This is a genomic window from Fusobacterium ulcerans ATCC 49185, from assembly GCF_900683735.1.
Lineage (GTDB): Bacteria > Fusobacteriota > Fusobacteriia > Fusobacteriales > Fusobacteriaceae > Fusobacterium_A > Fusobacterium_A ulcerans_A.
Genome location: NZ_LR215979.1, coordinates 312,107 through 332,063, shown reverse-complemented (window position 1 = coordinate 332,063; position 19,957 = coordinate 312,107). Strand labels below are relative to the sequence as shown.

Annotated in this window: 21 protein-coding genes and 1 pseudogene; 16 read left to right on the top strand and 6 right to left on the bottom strand. The window is 32.1% G+C overall.

Annotation, left to right across the window (positions count from 1 at the left end):
* Nucleotides 1-10: 10 nt before the first annotated feature.
* The 4 genes from E0E45_RS01480 to E0E45_RS17520 form a co-directional block, all read right to left on the bottom strand.
* Nucleotides 11-769, bottom strand: coding sequence for an alpha/beta hydrolase-fold protein (locus E0E45_RS01480; RefSeq protein WP_130889516.1), 759 nt, complete (start codon nucleotides 767-769; stop codon nucleotides 11-13).
* 19 nt (nucleotides 770-788) lie between these two features.
* Entirely contained in the window at nucleotides 789-1,544 is a 756-nt protein-coding gene (locus E0E45_RS01475) for an esterase family protein (RefSeq protein WP_130889515.1), read from the bottom strand.
* A gap of 20 nt (nucleotides 1,545-1,564) precedes the next feature.
* Complete coding sequence (locus E0E45_RS01470; RefSeq protein ID WP_130889514.1) at nucleotides 1,565-2,755, bottom strand: ATP-grasp domain-containing protein; 1,191 nt, start codon at nucleotides 2,753-2,755, stop codon at nucleotides 1,565-1,567.
* Nucleotides 2,756-2,915: 160 nt separating this feature from the next.
* Nucleotides 2,916-3,083 carry a hypothetical protein gene (locus E0E45_RS17520; RefSeq protein ID WP_172604128.1) on the bottom strand — a complete coding sequence of 56 codons (168 nt, stop codon included), beginning with the start codon at nucleotides 3,081-3,083 and terminating at the stop codon, nucleotides 2,916-2,918.
* A gap of 130 nt (nucleotides 3,084-3,213) precedes the next feature.
* Here E0E45_RS17520 and E0E45_RS01465 point away from each other — a divergent pair, with 130 nt between their 5' ends.
* From E0E45_RS01465 to E0E45_RS01455, 3 genes and pseudogenes are all read left to right on the top strand, one after another.
* Nucleotides 3,214-3,621, top strand: a complete 408-nt coding sequence (locus tag E0E45_RS01465; protein WP_130889513.1) for a DUF4259 domain-containing protein — start codon at nucleotides 3,214-3,216, stop codon at nucleotides 3,619-3,621.
* A 71-nt stretch (nucleotides 3,622-3,692) separates the two neighbouring features.
* Nucleotides 3,693-3,965: pseudogene (locus E0E45_RS01460) on the top strand (transcriptional regulator); the annotation flags it as partial.
* A gap of 159 nt (nucleotides 3,966-4,124) precedes the next feature.
* Entirely contained in the window at nucleotides 4,125-4,754 is a 630-nt protein-coding gene (locus E0E45_RS01455) for a hypothetical protein (protein ID WP_130889512.1), read from the top strand.
* A 305-nt stretch (nucleotides 4,755-5,059) separates the two neighbouring features.
* Here E0E45_RS01455 and E0E45_RS01450 read toward each other — a convergent pair whose 3' ends face one another.
* Together E0E45_RS01450 and E0E45_RS01445 are read right to left on the bottom strand one after the other, a co-directional pair.
* On the bottom strand, nucleotides 5,060-6,685 hold the full coding sequence (locus E0E45_RS01450) for an FAD-dependent oxidoreductase (RefSeq protein ID WP_130889511.1): 1,626 nt from the start codon (nucleotides 6,683-6,685) through the stop codon (nucleotides 5,060-5,062).
* 151 nt (nucleotides 6,686-6,836) lie between these two features.
* Entirely contained in the window at nucleotides 6,837-7,352 is a 516-nt protein-coding gene (locus E0E45_RS01445) for a manganese efflux pump MntP family protein (RefSeq protein ID WP_232044033.1), read from the bottom strand.
* A 603-nt stretch (nucleotides 7,353-7,955) separates the two neighbouring features.
* On the opposite strand from E0E45_RS01445, the gene E0E45_RS01435 reads away from it, so the two are divergent.
* The 13 genes from E0E45_RS01435 to E0E45_RS01375 all read left to right on the top strand — a co-directional run bounded on the left by E0E45_RS01435 (nucleotide 7,956) and on the right by E0E45_RS01375 (nucleotide 19,800).
* On the top strand, nucleotides 7,956-8,531 hold the full coding sequence (locus E0E45_RS01435; protein ID WP_130889508.1) for a 2-oxoacid:acceptor oxidoreductase family protein: 576 nt from the start codon (nucleotides 7,956-7,958) through the stop codon (nucleotides 8,529-8,531).
* Nucleotides 8,531-8,833 carry a 4Fe-4S binding protein gene (locus E0E45_RS01430; RefSeq protein ID WP_130889507.1) on the top strand — a complete coding sequence of 101 codons (303 nt, stop codon included), beginning with the start codon at nucleotides 8,531-8,533 and terminating at the stop codon, nucleotides 8,831-8,833. Before E0E45_RS01435 ends, E0E45_RS01430 begins: the two co-directional genes overlap by 1 nt.
* Before the next feature lie 16 nt (nucleotides 8,834-8,849).
* Nucleotides 8,850-10,028, top strand: a complete 1,179-nt coding sequence (porA, locus tag E0E45_RS01425) for a pyruvate ferredoxin oxidoreductase (protein WP_130889506.1) — start codon at nucleotides 8,850-8,852, stop codon at nucleotides 10,026-10,028.
* 12 nt (nucleotides 10,029-10,040) lie between these two features.
* Entirely contained in the window at nucleotides 10,041-10,979 is a 939-nt protein-coding gene (locus E0E45_RS01420; protein WP_005978271.1) for a thiamine pyrophosphate-dependent enzyme, read from the top strand.
* 86 nt (nucleotides 10,980-11,065) lie between these two features.
* Nucleotides 11,066-12,565, top strand: coding sequence for a YifB family Mg chelatase-like AAA ATPase (locus E0E45_RS01415; RefSeq protein WP_130889505.1), 1,500 nt, complete (start codon nucleotides 11,066-11,068; stop codon nucleotides 12,563-12,565).
* Between the two features lie 306 nt (nucleotides 12,566-12,871).
* Nucleotides 12,872-14,242 carry an SLC13 family permease gene (locus E0E45_RS01410; RefSeq protein WP_130889504.1) on the top strand — a complete coding sequence of 457 codons (1,371 nt, stop codon included), beginning with the start codon at nucleotides 12,872-12,874 and terminating at the stop codon, nucleotides 14,240-14,242.
* 34 nt (nucleotides 14,243-14,276) lie between these two features.
* The gene (locus E0E45_RS01405) at nucleotides 14,277-15,473 is read left to right on the top strand and encodes a CaiB/BaiF CoA transferase family protein (RefSeq protein WP_130889503.1); all 1,197 of its coding nucleotides are present in this window, start codon (nucleotides 14,277-14,279) and stop codon (nucleotides 15,471-15,473) included.
* Nucleotides 15,474-15,497: 24 nt separating this feature from the next.
* Complete coding sequence (locus E0E45_RS01400) at nucleotides 15,498-16,409, top strand: hydroxymethylglutaryl-CoA lyase (RefSeq protein ID WP_130889502.1); 912 nt, start codon at nucleotides 15,498-15,500, stop codon at nucleotides 16,407-16,409.
* Nucleotides 16,410-16,437: 28 nt separating this feature from the next.
* The gene (locus tag E0E45_RS01395; protein ID WP_130889501.1) at nucleotides 16,438-17,112 is read left to right on the top strand and encodes a hypothetical protein; all 675 of its coding nucleotides are present in this window, start codon (nucleotides 16,438-16,440) and stop codon (nucleotides 17,110-17,112) included.
* Between the two features lie 77 nt (nucleotides 17,113-17,189).
* A complete protein-coding gene (locus E0E45_RS01390) occupies nucleotides 17,190-17,405 on the top strand; it encodes a 4Fe-4S dicluster domain-containing protein (RefSeq protein WP_130889500.1) in 216 nt (71 codons plus the stop codon).
* Nucleotides 17,406-17,433: 28 nt separating this feature from the next.
* A complete protein-coding gene (locus E0E45_RS01385) occupies nucleotides 17,434-18,498 on the top strand; it encodes a 3-methyl-2-oxobutanoate dehydrogenase subunit VorB (protein WP_130889499.1) in 1,065 nt (354 codons plus the stop codon).
* Between the two features lies 1 nt (nucleotide 18,499).
* Nucleotides 18,500-19,255: a thiamine pyrophosphate-dependent enzyme gene (locus E0E45_RS01380; protein WP_130889498.1), complete on the top strand. Its 756-nt coding sequence runs from the start codon at nucleotides 18,500-18,502 to the stop codon at nucleotides 19,253-19,255.
* Between the two features lie 2 nt (nucleotides 19,256-19,257).
* Nucleotides 19,258-19,800 carry a 2-oxoacid:acceptor oxidoreductase family protein gene (locus tag E0E45_RS01375; protein ID WP_130889497.1) on the top strand — a complete coding sequence of 181 codons (543 nt, stop codon included), beginning with the start codon at nucleotides 19,258-19,260 and terminating at the stop codon, nucleotides 19,798-19,800.
* The last annotated feature ends 157 nt before the right edge of the window (nucleotides 19,801-19,957 follow it).

Here is a 19,957-nt window from a genome sequence, read left to right as displayed (position 1 = left end):
ATATTTAATATTATTTTATGAGCCCCAGTTCAGTCATCCATATAGGATTTTCTGTTTCCCATGAAGCTTCATTATGTCCACCTTCTACCATTAGATGAGGAAATACCTGAACTCCTTTAAAAGTCAATATTCTGCTTATAATAAGATTTTTTTCAGATTCTACAGCTAACTGTTTTTTAGAATGTACTTCATATCTTCCCCAACTGATATAAAATTTTGTAGCTGGATTTACTTCTGCTGCTGAAAGTTCTTCTACTAATTTTTTAAATATATGATCATAAAAAGGGGAAAGACAAGCTCCCATAGAAAATATATCTGATCTCACAGCAGTTCCATAGACTGACATAAGACCTCCCATAGAGCTTCCTCCAAGACCAGTAAATTCTCTTTCAGGCAGTGTTGGAAAATTAGCATCTATCATTGGTTTTAGAGAATCAGCCATCCAATCTATTAATATTTTACCATATCCTTTGACAGTTCCAAAATATTTATCTTTAAAAGAATAAGGAGAAAATTCCCAAAGTCTCTTATTTCCTTCATGGTTGCATTCTAATCCTACAACTATCATTCTTATATTGGAATTATCCAAGAAATCTTTTATTCCCCAAGATTTTCCATAAGTTGCTTCTGAGTCAAAAAATAGATTGTGTCCATCAAACATATACATTACAGGAAATCTTTCCCCTTCTTTGATATTATCTGGAATATATATATGTAAAAATCTCTTCAAACCAAAAGGTTCAATAAAAATTTCATGTTTTAAAACCATGGTAAGCTCCTTTAGTAAACTATAGTACTATATCTAAAAAATATGGAAACTGTATTCTCCACCAAGGCCAGTCATGATCTACATCATATCCCCAAAAATCTGTCCATACTGGTACTTGTAGACGTTTAAAACTTTCTTTTAAACTATTGGTATCCTCTATACATTCTTTTTCCCATCTTCCTTGTCCACAGCAAAGAATTATTTTTGAGTTTCTATACATATTTAAATAATAATGATTCCATGGCATATTTTTCATATAATCAACTGGAGAGTTATTATAAATTACCTCATGGTTGTAATTTGGAAAAAAGTATCCTGCATGATAAAGTCCGCTCATGGCAATCACACCATCAAAAATATCTGGACGACGAAGGAAAAAGTTCAATGCATGATAAGCTCCCATACTGCATCCTGTTGTTAAAAATTTTCCTCTGTAATATTCTCCAGAAGTATCTCCATGAATTTCTCTAAATCTTGGAACAGCCTCTTCAGTTATATAATTGAACCATTTTTCATGCTGCATTATTCTCCAATGATAATCTCCACCTATTTGAGACCAGCTTTCCCAGTCAATTCCATCTACACAAAAAAGTTGTAATTTTCCCTCTTCAATAAATTTTGAAGAAGCATCTACCATTCCAAAATTAAAAAAATCATAAAATCTTCCATCTTGCGCAGGAAAAACTATACAAGGTTTTCCACTATGTCCATATACTGTAAATTCCATTTCTCTTTCCAGTATATGGCTATATTCTTTATAATAAGCAGTATGCATATTCTGTATCCTCCTACATTTTAATATTTTTTCAAATAAAAATCAATAAATTCAAAACATTCCTGCAAATCACAGAATCTTGCAGTAAGCATATCATTTCCCATAGCTACTGAAAATATCTCTGGCATTCTTTCTTTCATTACTATATTATCTTTATATTTAGCCAATGTTTCCTCTTTACTGTAAACATATCTGTGAACATCTCTTCTAGCTGCATATACACAATTATATGGTCTAGATTCTGTATCAAAATATCCTTGATTATATGCTACCATATTTGCCCATATTTGATAAACATCTATATCATTTGCAAAATTCATCATATCAGGAGTATATCCACCTGGTGGACGCATATTTACTTCAAGCCCTATTATATCTCCTTTTTTCCCAAGCCCTTTTTTATCTTCTGAAAGTCTGAAAAATTCACAATGAAAGAAACGACTATTAGTATCAAAAGCTTGTACTACTTTTCTTCCTGCTTCCTTTAAATCTTCTGGAATATCTTTATAGGAATAATACATTACATCTGCCTGTTCATTTACTATATCCATTATTGGAATAGGATATGCATGGGCAGTTTCAAATATTATCTCTTTATCTCTTCCAGCTATTCCATCATATGACAGAAGCTCTCCATTTACATATTCTTCCATAATATATTCAACTGGAGGAAGATCCCTATAGAAATATCCCAATTCTATATCATTTATCAATTTATATGTAGCTGCTGCTCCTACACCATTATTAGGTTTTACAACTACTGGATATCCCACTTTCTCTATAAATGCTTTTCCTTCCTCATAATTAGTTACAATATGATAACGTGCACTTGGTACTCCTGCTTTCTCATAAAATTTCTTCATTACACTCTTATATTTTATTCCAGCTATCTTATCATTTTTAAGTCCTGTATTAATATTAAAATCTGTACGAAGCTGTGCATCTCTTAAAAGCCAGTATTCATTATTAGACTCTAACCAGTCTATACGCCCATATTTATATGCAAAATATGCGCATGCACGATATACTTCATCATAATTTTCCAGTGAAGATACTTTATAGTACTCATTTAAAGAACCTCTCAATTCATCTGTTAAACTATAATATTCCTCTTCTCCTATTGCTAGAGTATTTACTCCATTATTTTTCAATCCTCTGCAAAAATTCCAATAATTTTTTGGAAAGTTTGGTGAAATAAAAATAAAATTCATACAGCTCCCCCCTTTTATTAAACATAAAAAATATTTTCTTTACATACTACCACAACAGTTGTTTATAATCAAATAAAATATTCTTAGAACTTAAAAAAGTTTATATTTTTTATAAAATAGAGCAAAATTTACTCAATATTCATTTCAGAAATGAAATACTCTATCTTTTAAGTATAAAAAATAAAAGTATAATAGAAAAAGGTGATCCCCAATAAAGAAGTATTGTTACAGCGAGCGGCATAGTCATTGTGGCTGTGCTACTCTTGTAGTTGGAGCATACAAAGTGGTCTTGCCGTTCCTGCCCCATTCTTGAGATGTGTCCCGACATTGGTACGCTCTCCCATATATCCGAAAGATTGGAAATCACACTGAAAAACGCACTATGTCCACACTCTCGGATTTGTGGTATAATAAAAGAAACAAAGCAACAAATCTACGTTTTTAGGAGGAAAAAATATATGGGTGCTTGGAATTATGCTGTGTTTGATGATGATACTGCATATGATGCTTTAGATGACCTTAAAGCATCAGCAAAAATTATTACTGATATGGAAAAATACTTTGATGAGGTTATACAGGCAAAATATGTTGGTTATGACGAAGCACATTATGCTTTGGTGTCAGCTGCAGTTATTGACAGTGTTATAAATGACATTCATCATAGATGCGATGAAAATGATTATTTTGAATGGACAAAATCACTAAAGCATCTTGATTTTTCTCCCATCAAACAAAAAGCAGTAAAAGCTATTGACACTGTTCTTTCCAACAACTCTGAATTAAGAGAATTATGGGAAGAAAATTTGGAACTGTATGAGGCATGGAGAGAGGATAAACTTTCAATACAAGAAAGACTTCGGCAGTGAATGGGCATTTAGTACCTCTAATTGGTAATAAAACACAGATTCCATTTATTAAGCAGACAAGGAGGAACAGCATGGCTTTAACAATCCAAGAACGCCTAAAAAACCTGTGTGTGGAGCATGGGTTGATGGCTGAAACAGCTTGCAGAACAGATCCTCCTTTTAAGTCTGCGCTGAGCAGCTATGAAGTGGATGACTTCATGGACATCAGTCACTATGCCCTTATCAAACTGGAGAAGTTTTATGGCGTGACCGCCGACTATCTGCAGGGATTGACAACTCACCCAAACGCAAATCTTACCGCCCTGCTCTGTGAACTGGTTGTACACCCGGATTTTATGAAGCTGCGCTACAACAACCTAGCAGAGAAAAAAACAATGGCTGACCCAAATTGTCCAAAAATCTGAGCTGGTGAAAAGCTATGTGCTGCCACAAAGAGGTAAGAAAAAGTAGAGAGCAACAAATCGGAATATGGTAGACATTAAAGGATATGGGAGGTGAATGGCTTGAGTTATACTCTTTTCAGTAAAGAAGTGACAAGATGGTTAAAAGACAATGGGCTTCCTTGGCGAGGAACGGCCTATGATAGCGATGAAGTCACGCAGGCAAGGTTAGACGCTTGGCAAATTGGTACAAAACAAATATTTGAACAATGGATAATTGAGAAGCATTATAAGGAACTCATATCTTGTGCCCACAGTGGCTGGTATAAAGACAGTGTGTTTTTTGAGCCATTAGCGGAGCATTTTGTTGACAATAATCTATTTGAACAGTTGAGATTTCTTTGTGAACGAGGGATTAGATTTGAAGTTGAAAATATGTTGTCTGTTATGCGATTTGAGCAAGAAGAACAACACTATATTGATATTTTACGCATTAAAGCGTTCGATTTAGAGAGCTATGCTTCATCAAGAGATTATGCCCCATTGGGAGAGATAGCTAAATATAGAAGGCGGGCATTGGATAAAATAATTCGTTATATGACTTATCTTGAAGGTGTCAATGCACCATCGGAATATAATAAACTAGTACAAGAATTGCAAGAAAGTATCATTGACTTAAATGTAAAGAAAAGCAATTTGAAAAAGTTTAAGTACAAGTTGGTAGATGGGAATACAAAAGGTGAAAATAAGTAAGCAATTACGCATTAAATGAGTCCTACAGCTTCCCATTTGTTGGAGGATGGACGAGGGGCGAGAGCTTCCATTACACCCTGTCTATTGATGAAAATAGCCTGTTTTCCTGTCGTTTCAAATGCTGTGACCCTCTCAATGCAAAAGATGGGCTTATCAGCTTACCGCTAATAGCCCGTCTTTTACTGTCACATTCCGCTTGCTGACTGCCCAATCTAAATGTTCCTCAATACTTCCTTATTAGGTGTCAGCCTTTAGAATGCCTCTTTTATTCTCACATGAAATAATTAACTTTTATATTTCTAATTTTAAATTTTTACCTTATTAAAAGTTACTCCGCCTTCTAAAACTCTTGTATTTGTATAACCATAATATTTTAAACGATTTTGAATAAGATATGCTTTTCTTCCTCTATTACATACTAACAGCAATCTATCATCTAAATCATACCCTTCAAGTTTTCCATTTACTTCAGTTAATTCTAAATAAGGTGCTCCTTCTATTGTTGGAACAGTACATGAATCAAATACAGTATACCCAGTTCCATTGCCATCTAAATATTCAGCTGGTGCTATACTTTCTAATACTCCATTTATTTTATTAAAAAGAACATTTGCTGTGTGAACTATTGGATGTATTGCTGTAGAAAATGGTGGTGCATATGCAAGATCTAAATCTTCTATATCATGAAGTGTTCCTCTCATAGACATAGCAGTCACTATTACATCTACTACTTTATCCACTGCTCCTGTACCAAAAACTTGTACTCCAAGTATTTTTAATGTTTTTCTATCAGCAATAAGTTTTATTATAAAATTTGATGCTCCGGCATAATAATGAGCTTTATCATCTTCAACAGTTACTACACTTACAACATCAAATCCCATTTCTCTAGCAGCAGTTTCTGTGAGCCCTGTTCTTCCAACATTTAATCCTGGAAGTTTTGCTACAGCAGTTCCAAGAACTCCTTTAAATTTTATTTTTTTACCACTTAAATTCTGAGCTATGATACGTCCTTCTATATTGGCTGAAGATCCCATTGGAGACCATACTAATTTATCTGTAAGTATATTTTTTACTGAAACACAATCTCCTGCTGCATATATATTTTCATCATTTGTTTGAAAATATTCATTTACTTTTATTGTTTTGTTAGGTAAAAGTTCTATTCCAGTATCTGCTAAAAATTCAGTATTTGGACGAATTCCAACAGACATAATGACTGCATCCACTTCCATAGCTTTTTTTGAAGTTTGTATCTTTTCTACCCTTTCAGTTCCTTCTATTAATTCTAATTTAGTTTCAGTAAAAACCATTATTCCATGATCTGTTAAATAATCTTCTGCATATTCAGCAAATTCTTTATCAAATCCTGTAAGAATATGAGGAGCCATCTCTATAACAGATACTTTTATATTTTGGAGAGCTAAATTTTCAGCAACTTCCAATCCTATATATCCTCCACCTATTACAGCTGCCTTTTTTATTTTTCCAGCTTCTATATCAGCTCTTAAATTAATAGCATCATCTGGAGTTCTCATAAAATAAACTCCTGGAAGATCCAATCCTTTTATTGGAGGTTTCACAGGACTTGCTCCTGTAGCTATAACTAGTTTATCATATGAATATTCAATCTCTTTATTTAGCTTTAAATCTTTCGCTTTTATTATTTTTTTCTCTCTGTCCAAACCAATAACTTCAATTTCTGTATGAACTTCAGCATCAGTAAGTTTAGAAAATTTCTCAGGAGTATTTACAATAAGTTGTTCTTTATTTTTTATTACATTTCCAACATAATAAGGTAATCCACATCCAGCATAAGATATTTCTTTACTTTTAGTCAAAATAATTACCTCATTACTACGATCTTCTCTTTTCAATTTTGCAGCTACTTTAGTTCCTGCTGCTACTCCACCTACTACTATTACTTTCATATCTAACATCCTCCTTAATTATTTAAGTTAAATGAATCTATAATTTAAAATAAATGTTCATAAGTCTCTATATTAGATATTATATCACTTATTAGAAAAAAATAAATATATTACTGAAATATAATATCAACAATATTATATTGTAAAAATATTAAGCAAAATTCCCTGCTAAACTTTTTATTCCTATAAGTATAAGAATAGTTCCTCCTAAATATTGAGCTTTACTTTCCAACAAAGTTCCAAACTTTGTTCCTAAAATTACTCCTAGACCTGAAATTATAAAAGTAATTATCCCAATTTCAGAAGAAGACAGCCAAATATTAAAATCATTCAAAAAGGAAAAAGTAAATCCTATTGCTAATGCATCAATGCTTGTAGCTACTCCTAATACTAAAAGAGTTTTTGAACTACATCCTTCATCTGTACAGCAATTATCCTCTTTTCTAGCTTCTCTTATCATATTAAAGCCTAAATATCCCAAAATAATAAATGCTATTATATTACTATATTGAGAAACTTTTCCACTAAAAATACTTCCTACATAAAACCCTATTATTGGCATAATTGTTTGAAATATTCCAAAAGTAAATGCTATTTTTACTGTTTTTGCTATTTTTACTTTTCCCATAATAAGTCCTTGACATAAAGAAATGGCAAAAGCATCCATTGAAAGACCCACTCCGATCAAAAAAATCTGAAAAAATCCCAATCCAAACACCTCGTATTTTAAATTTTATAACCTTTTTATTTTACCATAATACTTATAGAAATTAAATATAAAAAATATTTTTTTCACTATACCCAATTGACTTTATAGAATTAAAGTTTCTATTCTAATCATAGTTGGATTTATGGCTAAATATCCTAAAATTGAAGAAAATATGAGATTAGGAAGTGTTATTACAATGATACTTCCATATTTTATGGTATTCTTAGTGGCTTGGATCCCCTTACTCATATTGAACTTGGAGCACATATGTTTATGTAATAAATAATAACTTAAAATTTCTTTCTATTTTGAGATACTTTTCCAAAACAGAAAGTTTTTTAATTATTTATTAAATATATCTAATTTCTTTTTTTCAAAAAAATAAGTATTTTTTTGAAATTATCTGTCAAAAAAATATAGCATTTAGCTTGAAAATGGTATATAATATTTTTATATGAACATGTTTAAAATGGTTAAATTTGAACATGCAATAAATATTATAGAGAAGGACAATTTTAGTCTTTCTCTTTTTTAAAAAATTTTAGGAAGGGAAGGTAATCTATGAAAGAAATTTTTGAAATAAGATGGCATGGAAGAGGTGGACAAGGAGCCAAAACAGCTTCTTTACTTTTGGCAGATGCAGCATTCAGTGGTGGAATGTTCGTTCAAGGGTTCCCAGAGTATGGACCTGAGAGAATGGGAGCTCCTATTACCGCTTACAATCGTATCTCTAAAGATAGAGTTACTGTTCACTCTAATATCTATGAACCTGATTTTGTAGTTGTTGTTGATGAAACTCTTATTGAAAGTGTAGATGTTACTAAAGGTCTTAAAGAGGATGGAGCTATTATTATCAATAGTTCTAAGCCTGCTTCTGAATTTAAATCTCTTTTAAAAGGATACAAAGGAAGAGTATGTACTTGTGATGCAAGAACTATTTCTGAGGAAACTCTTGGGAAAAACTTCCCTAACACTCCTATGCTTGGAGCAGTTGTAAAAGTAAGTGGAGTTATGGAAGAAAAAGCTTTCCTAGAAGCAATGGAAAACTCTTTTGCGCACAAATTTGCAAGTAAACCAGAAGTACTAAAAGGAAATATGGCTGCATTAGTACGTTCTATGAATGAGGTGAAAGAATAATGAAAAATAAAGCTGGTGTACCAATTACTGAAGATATTAGCTGGAGAGATATAACTCCTGGTGGAGTAGTTTATGAAGCTGGAAGTGCTCAGCACTTCAGAACAGGGGACTGGAGATCAATGAAACCAGTTCTTTTGAGAGATAAATGTATTGACTGTCTTCTATGTGTTCCTTGCTGCCCAGATTCAGCAATACCTGTAAAAGATGGAAAAAGATTAGAGTTTGATATGGATCATTGCAAAGGATGTGGAATTTGTGTTAAAGCATGTCCATTCAAAGCAATAGAATTGATAAAAGAGTAGTTCGGAGGTAGAATTAATGAGTATAAGAGAAAGAATGTCAGGAAACGAAGCTATTGCAATAGCAATGAGACAAATAAATCCAGATGTAGTACCTGCTTTTCCAATCACTCCATCAACAGAGATACCACAATATTTCTCTCAATATGTTGCTGATGGATCAGTAGACAGTGAATTTATTCCAGTAGAATCAGAGCACAGCGCTATGTCGGCTGCAATGGGATCACAAGCAGCAGGAGCTAGAACTATGACTGCTACTTCATCATGCGGACTTGCATTGATGTGGGAAATGCTTTATGTTGTAGCTTCTGCAAGACTTCCTGTAACTTTAGCATGTGTTAACAGAGCTCTTACAGGACCTATCAATATCAATGCAGACCATAGTGATTCTATGGGTGCAAGAGATGCTGGATGGATTCAGCTATACAGTGAAACAAATCAAGAAGCTTATGACAATATGCTTCAAGCTAACAGAATAGGAGAACATCCAGATGTTCAACTTCCTGTTATGGTATGTCAAGATGGATTCATCACAAGCCATGCTGTTGAAAATATAGAATTATTAGAAGACGACAAAGCTAAAGCTTTTGTTGGAGAATACAACCCAGAAGATTATCTTCTAAATGCTAAAAGACCTACAGCAGTAGGACCATATGATATTGTTTCTTACTATATGGAACATAAAGTAAGCCAAGCTCATGCTATGATGAATGCTAAAAAAGTAATTCTTGAAGTAGCAGCAGAATATGAAAAACTTACTGGAAGAAAATATGGACTGTTTGAAGAATATAAATTAGATGATGCAGAAGTTGCAATAGTGGTTATCAACTCAACTGCTGGAACAGCTAAAGCAGCTATAGAAGAAATGAGAAAAGAAGGTAAAAAAGTTGGACTTCTAAAAATCAGAGTATTCAGACCATTCCCAATGGAAGAAATAGCACAAGCGCTTAAAAATGTAAAAATGGTAGCAGTAATGGATAAATGCGAAGGATTCTCAGCAGCTGGAGGACCAGTATTTGCAGAGGTAAGATCAGCTCTTTATGACTGCAGCCCAAGACCAAAAATGATCAACTATGTATATGGACTTGGAGGAAGAGATATAACTGTAAATCATATAAAAGAGATCTTTAATACTCTATTGGCAGAGAAAGATCAAGAAGTAAAAGATACATATAGACATTTTGGTGTAAGAGGGTAGGAGGAAAGGAATATGGCATATAATTTCAAAAAAGAAATGGAAAAACCTGAAAGACTTACTGGAGGACACAGAATGTGTGCAGGGTGTGGAGCACCAGTAGCAGTAAGAGGAGTATTAAGAGCATTAAAAGAGGAAGATGAGGCAGTAATATGCAGTGCAACAAGCTGTCTTGAAGTATCAACTTTCCTTTATCCATATACAGCATGGAAAGATTCATTTATTCACTCAGCATTTGAAAATGCAGCAGCAACAATAAGTGGAGCCCAGACAGCATACAAAGTATTAAAGAAAAAAGGAAAAATAGATGAATCATATAAATTCATAGCTTTTGGAGGAGATGGAGGAACTTATGATATAGGATTCCAATCACTTTCAGGAGCAATGGAAAGAGGACATGATATGGTTTATGTATGTTATGACAATGAAGCATATATGAATACAGGTATCCAAAGATCATCAGCAACACCTATAGGAGCAGATACAACTACAACTCCAATAGGAAAAGAAAGCGCAGGAAAACCACAGGGAAGAAAAGATCTTACAGATGTAATATCAGCCCACAATGTGGCATATGTTGCTCAAACAACATTTATAGGAAACTTCAAAGACCTTCATGAGAAAGCAGAAAAAGCAATCTATACAGAGGGAGCAGCATTCCTAAACATATTAGCACCATGCCCAAGAGGATGGAGATATGAAGGTGAAGACCTGATGGAAATGTGTAAACTGGCAGTAGAAACTTGCTACTGGCCACTATTTGAAGTAATAGATGGAGAATGGAAATTAAGCTACAGACCAAAAGTAAAACTGCCTGTAGAAGAATTCTTGAAAAAACAAGGAAGATTCAAGCATCTATTTAAACCACAAAACAGACATATCATAGATAGAATCCAAAAAGATGTGGATTTGAAATGGGAAAGACTTCTTAAAAGATGTGGAGAGGAACTTTAATTACCTATAAAATTTAATGTAAAAGTGGGACTTAATGTCCCACTCATTTTTTGTATAAAAAAATTGTCAGAGGAGCACCTTAATTTATGAATATAAGAGTTTTAAGTTCCAGTTATTTAGGAGTAGAACCTTTTTTAGTAGAAGCTGAAGTAGATATCAGCAGTGGACTTCCATTTTTTTCAATAGTAGGTTTAGGAGACACTGCCATCTCAGAAAGTAAAGATAGAGTAAGAACTGCATTAAAAAATAGTGATTTCAAAATGGAACCTAAAAAAATAATAGTAAATCTTTCCCCAGCTGGAATAAAAAAAGAAGGAGCTCAATTTGATCTTCCTATAGCTGTTGGTATAATGGTAGCTATGGGATTTGTAAGAGATAGAAATTCTACATTAGATAATTATCTTTTTCTAGGAGAACTTTCTCTAGATGGAAAAATCAGAGGAGTAAAAGGAATAATAAATACAATGATTCTGGTAAAAGAAAAAGGATACAAAGGTGTAGTTATTCCAGAGGATAATGTACAGGAAGCTTCTCTTATCAAAGGGATAGATATTGTCCCTGTTTCAACCTTGAGAGAAGTTGCTGATTTTATTTCTAAAGGTCAAATTAAATCTTTAAATATAAAACCATTCCTTGAAGAAAAAGATTATAGTATAGATTTCTCAGAAGTAAAGGGGCAAGCACTAGGAAAAAGAGGATTAGAAATTGCTGCTGCTGGTGGACACAATATAATATTAATAGGAAGTCCTGGTTCTGGAAAATCTATGCTTGCTAAAAGAATGATAACTATTCTCCCATCAATGAGTGAAGAAGAAATAATTGAATCTACAAAAATATACAGTGTTGCTGGTGAGCTTAACAGTAAAAAACCAATAATTAATCAAAGACCTTTTCGTTCTCCTCATCACACAAGTTCACTTACTTCAATTATAGGTGGAGGAAAAAGAATAAAACCTGGTGAAATAAGTTTGGCATCTAATGGTGTCTTACTACTAGATGAACTTGCAGAATTTCCAAGAAGTGTTTTAGAAAGTTTAAGGCAGCCTTTGGAAGATGGTTTAGTTTCCATTACAAGAGCTCAATACAGAGTTGAATTTTTAAGTAAATTTCAGCTTCTTGCTACAAGTAATCCATGTTTTTGTGGGAATTATTATGAAGGTGCTTCATGCACCTGTACTCAACATGAAGTAAATAAATATATGAAAAAACTTTCTGGTCCTATCATGGATAGGATTGATATTCATATTGAAATGAGAAGACTGTCAGAAGATGAACTAATGAATTCAGCTGAAGCAGAAAATTCAAATACTATAAAAGAAAGAGTGATGAAAGCTCGAGAAATTCAAAGAAAAAGATATAATAGTGATCTTTTAAATGGAAATCTGGGACAAAAAGAAATAAAAAAATATTGTAAGATTGCAGATGAAGACAAAGAATATTTTAAAAATGCTATGAGAATAATGGAAATATCTGCAAGAGGTTATGATAAAATTCTGAAAGTAGCAAGAACCATTGCTGATCTAGAAGGTTGTAAAGACATAAAAAAATATCATTTAATGGAAGCAGTTTCCTTTAGAAAAAAATAAATTTCACATTTCAAAATCGTAAGTAATTTTAAATAATTATTTACGATTTTTTTTATTATCCCTTTCATATAAAATAGTATTTTTAACGATAAAAATACTATAATTATACACTTCTCTATTTTTCATAAAAAAATATTTGATATTATTTTTTAATTTTTATAGACCGAATTTTAGACTATTTTTACATTATTAAATCAATTCATTCTAAATTTTTGTTGACTTTTTTATTTTTTTATGTTTATAATCTGATTATAAAACTTGTCGACAAGAAATGTAGGGGAATAAATTTATTAAGGAGGATATCATATGGTTGTTTTTGTAGCATTGTTGCTTATATGTTCAATGATGTATTTGTTGTTAAAAAATAAAGTATCACCTATTGTTGCCTTTGTGTGTTTGCCTATCATTTCTGCTGTAATTCTAATTTTAACTGGAACTTTTACTGGTCCAGGTGGGGAAGCAATCCCCCTTGGCGTTCAACTTAATACCATGGTTGACTGGTGCTCTGGTGGAGTAAAAACGACAATGAGTAATGCTACTCTTTTTATCTTTTCAATTATTTATTTTGGAATAATGAGTGATGCGGGTATGTTTGATCCTATTGTAAAAGGCCTTGTTAAAATTGCTGGTAAAAGTCCTGTAATGATATATCTTACAACTGCATTAATTGCTTTAGTTTCACAGTTAGATGGTGCTACTGCCACTACTTATTTAATAACTATTCCAGCAATGCTTCCAATATTTAAAAAATTAAAACTTAATATTTTAGGAATGCTTACTGTTATTGGAATTGTTACTGGTTCATGGAATATGGTTCCTTGGGGTGGAACTATAATTCGTACTGCTACAACAATTACAAATCTTGGAATTCCTGTTACTCCTCAAGAACTTTGGAAAATGATTCTTCCAATAGAAATTTTAGGAATGTTTCTTGGAATAGGATTAGGAGTACTTTTTGGAATTCAAGATAAAAAAAGATTAATAAAAGAATATGGAGCAGACTATTTTGATAAAGCAGTTACTGAAGAACCTGTTATTTCACAAGAAATAACTGATTTAAAACGTCCTAAACTTTTACCTTTAAATTTACTTTTAACTGCTGTAATTATAATAATTATGATAGTAAATTCAAAAATACCTAGTTATCTAGTATTTTTAATTGCCACAGCTATAGCCTTGGTAATTAATTACAAAGGATTAAAAATTCAAAACGAAAGAGTTCAAGCTCATGCTCCTACTGCTGTAGGAACTGCAGCTACATTCTTAGCAGCTGGTATTTTCTTGGGTATTTTTAAAGAAACTGGTATGACAATTGCTCTTGCCAATGTTGTTTTAGACAACCTTCCTAATGTTTTCCTTCCTCAAATTGGACGTGTATTTGGAGCTTTAGGATCTGCAATAGGAATTATATTAAGTCCAGATCTGTATTACTATTCGTTACTACCAGTAGTTGGAGAAGTAGTAAAAGCACTAGGTGGAAGTCCTATAAAAGTAGGTCTTGCTATGCTTATTGGAGAAAATGTAGGAGTAGTTATTTCACCATGTATCCCAACAACATTTTTAGCAATTGGCCTTGCAGGAGTGGAACTTAAAGATCATATAAAATTCTCTTTAAAATATTTTATAGCTGTATCAACTATTATGGTTCTTGCAGCAATAATGATTGGAGTAGCATAAATAAACTTGGAACAAATTTTAGGAGGCATAATAAATGGAAAAAGGAGCACTTAGCAATATTGTAGTTTTAGATTTAACTCGTGTTTTAGCTGGTCCATATTGTACTGCAATGCTGGCTGATATGGGAGCTGAAGTTATAAAAATAGAAATTCCTGGAAAAGGTGATGATACAAGAGGAATGGGACCTTTTAAAAATGGGGAAAGTATGTATTATGCAAATATAAACAGAAACAAACACGGTGTAACTCTTAATTTAAAATCTGAAGAAGGAAAATCTATATTTAAAGAACTTGTAAAAAAAGCAGATGTTGTAGTTGAAAACTATCGTCCAGGTGTAATGGATAAATTAGGACTTGGATATGAAGTTTTAAAAGAAGTTAATCCTCAAATTATATATGCAGCTGTTTCAGGATTCGGATTTTATGGTTCTTATCATGAAAGACCTGGTTATGATATTATTGCTCAGGCTATGGGTGGACTTATGAGTATTACAGGTCCTGAAAATGGTACTCCTACAAGGGCAGGAAATGCCATGGGAGATGTACTTGGAGGAATGAATCTAACAATTGGAATCTTAGCAGCTTTGAATGCAAGACAAATTATAAAAAAAGGACAGAGAGTTGATGTTTCTCTTGTAGATTCTGTTGTATCTGCTTTAGAAACTGGTACACAAAGGTATTTTGTAAATAATGAAATTCCCAAATTATTAGGAAATAGATACGCTGCTGTTTCTCCATATGATTCTTTTAAATCAAAAGATGGAATGTTTGTTATAGGATGTGGAAATCAAAAACTCTTTACCCTTCTTTGCAATCAAGTACTTAATAGACCTGATTTACTTGAAAATCCGCTGTTTCTTACAAATCATTTAAGATGTGAGAATCATGCTTCTTTAAAAACAGAAATTGAAAAATGGTCTGCAACTGTTACTTCAAAAGAAGCAGTAGACATGATTCTTGCTGCAGGAGTTCCTGCTGCTCCTATTTTAAATCTTAAAGATATTTCTGAAGATAAACATATTGCAGAAGAAAGGGAGATGTTTGTCACTATAGAGCATCCAATAATAGGAACTATGAGAGTAAATGGAAATCCTATAAAGCTTATGGATACTATGCCAAAAATAAGAACTTGTGCCCCTCTTCTTGGTCAACATACAGAAGAAATATATAAAAAAATGTTAAATATGTCTGAAGAAGAGATAAAAAATTATCAAGAAAAAGGAATTATGTAATTTATCTGAATAGGAGGTACTCAAATGAATTTACCTGAAAAAGTCCAAATTGTTGAAGTAGGACCTCGTGATGGCTTTCAAAATATAAAAACTTTCATTGAAACTAAACATAAATTAGAAATAATAGACTCATTAGAAGAAGCAGGATGTAATAAAATAGAAATCACTTCATTTGTAAACCCAAAATGGATCCCGCAAATGATAGATTCTAAAGAAATATGTGAAACTTGTGTCAAAAAAAATAAAAGAAAGTATGAGGTTATTGTTCTTTGTCCAAATAAAAAAGGTGTGGAAAATGCTATTTCTTCTGGAGCAGAAGTTATTTCTGTAGTTATTTCTGTAAGTGAAGCTCATAATAAAGCAAATGTAAATCGTACTGTAGAAGAAAGTTTTAAAGAATTAGAAGAAATGGTATATAAATATCCTAATGTGAAGTTTCGTTTAGACCTTGCCACAGTATTTGGTTGCCCTTTTGGTGAAGAAATAAAACCTGAAAGAGTTTCTGAACTTATAGAAAGAGCAAAAAAAATAGGAGTCAAAGAAATAATGCTTGCGGATACTGTTGGATTAGGTAACCCTGTATTAGTTGAAAAGATATTAAAACAAGTAAAAGAACAAGTAGGAACTGAAAACATTATTTTACACATTCATGATACTCGTGGAATGGGATTGGCAAATATGCTTGTTGCATTGCAATTAGGATATTCTATTTTTGAAACTTCTATTGGAGGATTAGGAGGATGTCCCTTTGCTCCTGGTGCAGCAGGAAATGTTGCTACAGAAGATTTTGTTAATATGTTAAATGGAATGGGAATTAATCATAACATACAGCTTGAAAAACTATATAATACTTTAGAACTGCTTAATCAATATGTTGATGTAAAGCTTAATAACAGTCATATGTATTCAGTTTATAAGTCTAAATGTTCTTTATAAATTATTGTTAGAAAAAGGAGAATATTTTATGGGAAAAAATAGTAAAGTTTTAATTTTAACTGGAAATACTGGAAGTGGAAAAACTGAGTTTTCTATTCAATATTCTCTTTTTTTAGCAAAACAGAAGAAAAAAATAAATTTAGTTGATTTAGATGTAATAAATGTTTATTATCGTTCACGGGAAAATAAAGAAATGTTAGAAAAATTAGGAATAAAAATCTGGGGTTCTTCAAATTTTGATTATAATGGAAGCGATCTCCCAGCAATAAGTTATGGCTTTGAATCTCTTTTAAATGAAAAAAAGGAAAATGTTGTTGTAGACCTTGCTGGAAGTATCAATGGTTTAAAACTTTTAACAGCATTAAAAAATAAAAATTTTATATATGATATGTGGTTAATTTGTAATATATACCGGGAAGAAACTGATAGTGAAGAAAAAATTATTCATTTAATCAAAGAATATGAAAATTTTTCTAGTTTTAAAATAACAGGTATTATTAACAACTCAAATCTTTTAGAATATTCAACAGAAGAAGATCTTATAGCAGCAGAAAAAATTATTCTTAATGTAAGTCATAAATTGAATATCCCTGTCATTTATACTGTTCTTTTACAAAAAGATAAAGATGTTCAAAAAAAACTGCAAAATAAAAATATATTTTACATAGATAAGCTTTTTAATAGAAAAAGCTGGATGAAATAAAATGGTTTATAGATTACCTTTATTAATCTAAATCTTACATAAGGAGGTTATGATATATAAATATCATAAAAAAAATTATGACTAAAATTAATCTGAACTTTAAAATTGATATTTGTAAAGGCTGTGGTTTATGTGTTGAAGTCTGCCCTTTAAAAATATTAGAACTTGATGAAAATACAGTCAATTCCAAAGGATATCATCCTGCCTATGAAGCTCAAAAAAATAAATGTATAGGTTGTAAAAGTTGTGCTTTAATGTGTCCTGACTCTGTTATAACTATTGAAAAGTTCTAAAATACTTGCAACGAAAGGAAGGTGTAAAATGAAAAAAAAATTGATGAAAGGATCAGAAGTTTTAGGAGCTTCAGCTATCAAAGCTGGATGTTTACATTTTTTTGGTTATCCAATAACTCCTCAAAATGAAATTCCTGAATATATGTCAAAAGAACTTCCTAAAATAGAAGGAGGAGTTTTTGTTCAAGCAGAATCTGAAGTAGCCGCAATCAATATGGTTTATGGCTCTGCATCTACTGGAGTAAGATGTATGACTTCCTCTTCCTCACCTGGAATAGCCTTAAAACAGGAAGGGATTGCATACTGTTGTGGAGCTGAACTTCCTTGTGTAATTGGAAGTGTAAGTAGGGGAGGGCCTGGTTTAGGAAGTATACAACCTGCTCAATCAGATTATTTTCAAGCTACAAGAGGTGGGGGAAATGGAGATTATCATGTCATAGTATATGCTCCTTATAATCTTCAAGAACTTTCTGACCTAACACAAAAAGCTTTTTATATAGCTGATAAATATAGAAATCCTGTGATGCTCCTATTAGATGGAACTATAGCTCAAATGATGGAAGGAGTAGAAATTAAAGATATTACTTTCCCTTCAATCGACAAGTCCAGCTGGACTATCACAGGAAAAAAAGGCAGAAAAGATCATCATATAATTACTTCTATTTATTTAGACACTGATACTTGCGAAAATCATAATCAAAAATTATTTAAAAAATATGATGAAATTGAAAAAAATGAAACTGAGGTTGAACTCTATTTAGTAGATGATGCTGAAATAATCATTGCATCTTATGGAACATCTGCTCGTATAGTTAAAAATGCTATAAATGATTTAAGAAAAAAAGGGATAAAAGCTGGACTGATACGCCCTATTACTTTATGGCCTTTCCCATATGCTGCCTTTAAAAATATTTCTGAATCTTGTAAAGCTGTTATGTCAATTGAACTTAGTATGGGTCAAATGATTCAAGATGTAAAAATTGGAGTTGCTGGCAAATATGAAGTAGGTTTCTATGGGAGATGTGGAGGAAATTTATTTGACAGTGAAGAAGTGGCTAATGCTATAGAAAAATACTATAAAGAGGTGAAATAACATGGGGGAAATTATTTTTAAAAGAACTAAGGGGCTTACAGAGAAAGAAACTCATTATTGTCCTGGATGTACCCATGGAATTGCTCATCGTCTTGTTGCAGAAGTCTTAGAAGAGATGAATGAGCTGGATAGTTCTGTGTGTGTATCTTCAGTTGGATGTTCTGTATTAAGTTATGAATACTTTAATATAGATGCTGTAGAAGCTGCTCATGGAAGAGCTCCAGCCGTTGCCACTGGAATAAAAAGATCAATTTCTGATAAAAATACCCTTGTTTTTACTTATCAAGGAGATGGAGATCTTGCCAGTATTGGTTTAGGAGAAACAATGAGTGCTGCTGTAAGAGGAGAGAATATTACTATAATTTTTATGAATAACGCTATCTATGGAATGACTGGTGGACAAATGGCTCCAACTACTTTGGAAGGACAAAAAACTACAACTTCTCCTTATGGAAGAGATCCTAAAACAGCTGGATTGCCAATTAAAATGTGTGAAGTTTTAGCTCAAATTCCTTCAGCTACCTATATAGAGAGAGTTACTCTAACTACTCCTGCAAATGTTATTAAAGCAAAAAAAGCAATCTCTAATGCTTTTAAATGCCAAAAAGAAGGAAAAGGATTTTCTCTAATTGAAATTGTAGGAACATGTAATGTGGGATGGGGATTATCTCCTAAAGATGCTATTGAATGGTGTAAAAATGAAATGCTACATTATTTTCCTCTGGGAATTTACAAAGATGTACGAGGTGAGAGATAATTATGAAAAAGAAAATAATTTTTGCAGGATTTGGTGGTCAAGGAGTTCTGACACTAGGTCAAATAATAGCTCTTATACAAATGAATCGTGGATTAAATGTAACATGGATTCCTTCCTATGGAGCAGAAATGCGTGGAGGAACTGCTAACTGTTCAGTAATTTATTCAGATGAACCAATTGGTTCTCCTATAATTAAACATGGAATAGATATTCTTATAGCAATGAATGAAGTATCCTTACATAAGTTTGAAAATGAAGTAATTCCTGGAGGAATGATAATGATTGAATCTTCCATAGTAAAAAATAAAACTACTTCTAGAAAGGATGTAAATGTCTGCTATATTCCTGCTACTGATCTAGCTACTGAATTAGGAAATATGAAAGTTTTAAATACAGTAATGCTTGGAGCATTTGCAAAGGTTACAAATGATTTTACTAAAGAGGAAGCTTTTGAAACTTTAAAAGAAAAACTTCATGGAAAAGAAAAATTATTTATTCTGAACGAAAAAGCTATTAACATTGGATTTGAAAAAGTCAAACAATAAAAATATTTATTGTCATAATATCCTTACCCTTAAATATTGATAATAGTCTGCTGTATAAGCAGGCTATTATTTTTATATAGAATTTAAAATTCTAGATTATTTTTCTTCCTTTATGCTATACATAGATTTTTTTAGTGTATTATTTAAAAGTTTTATG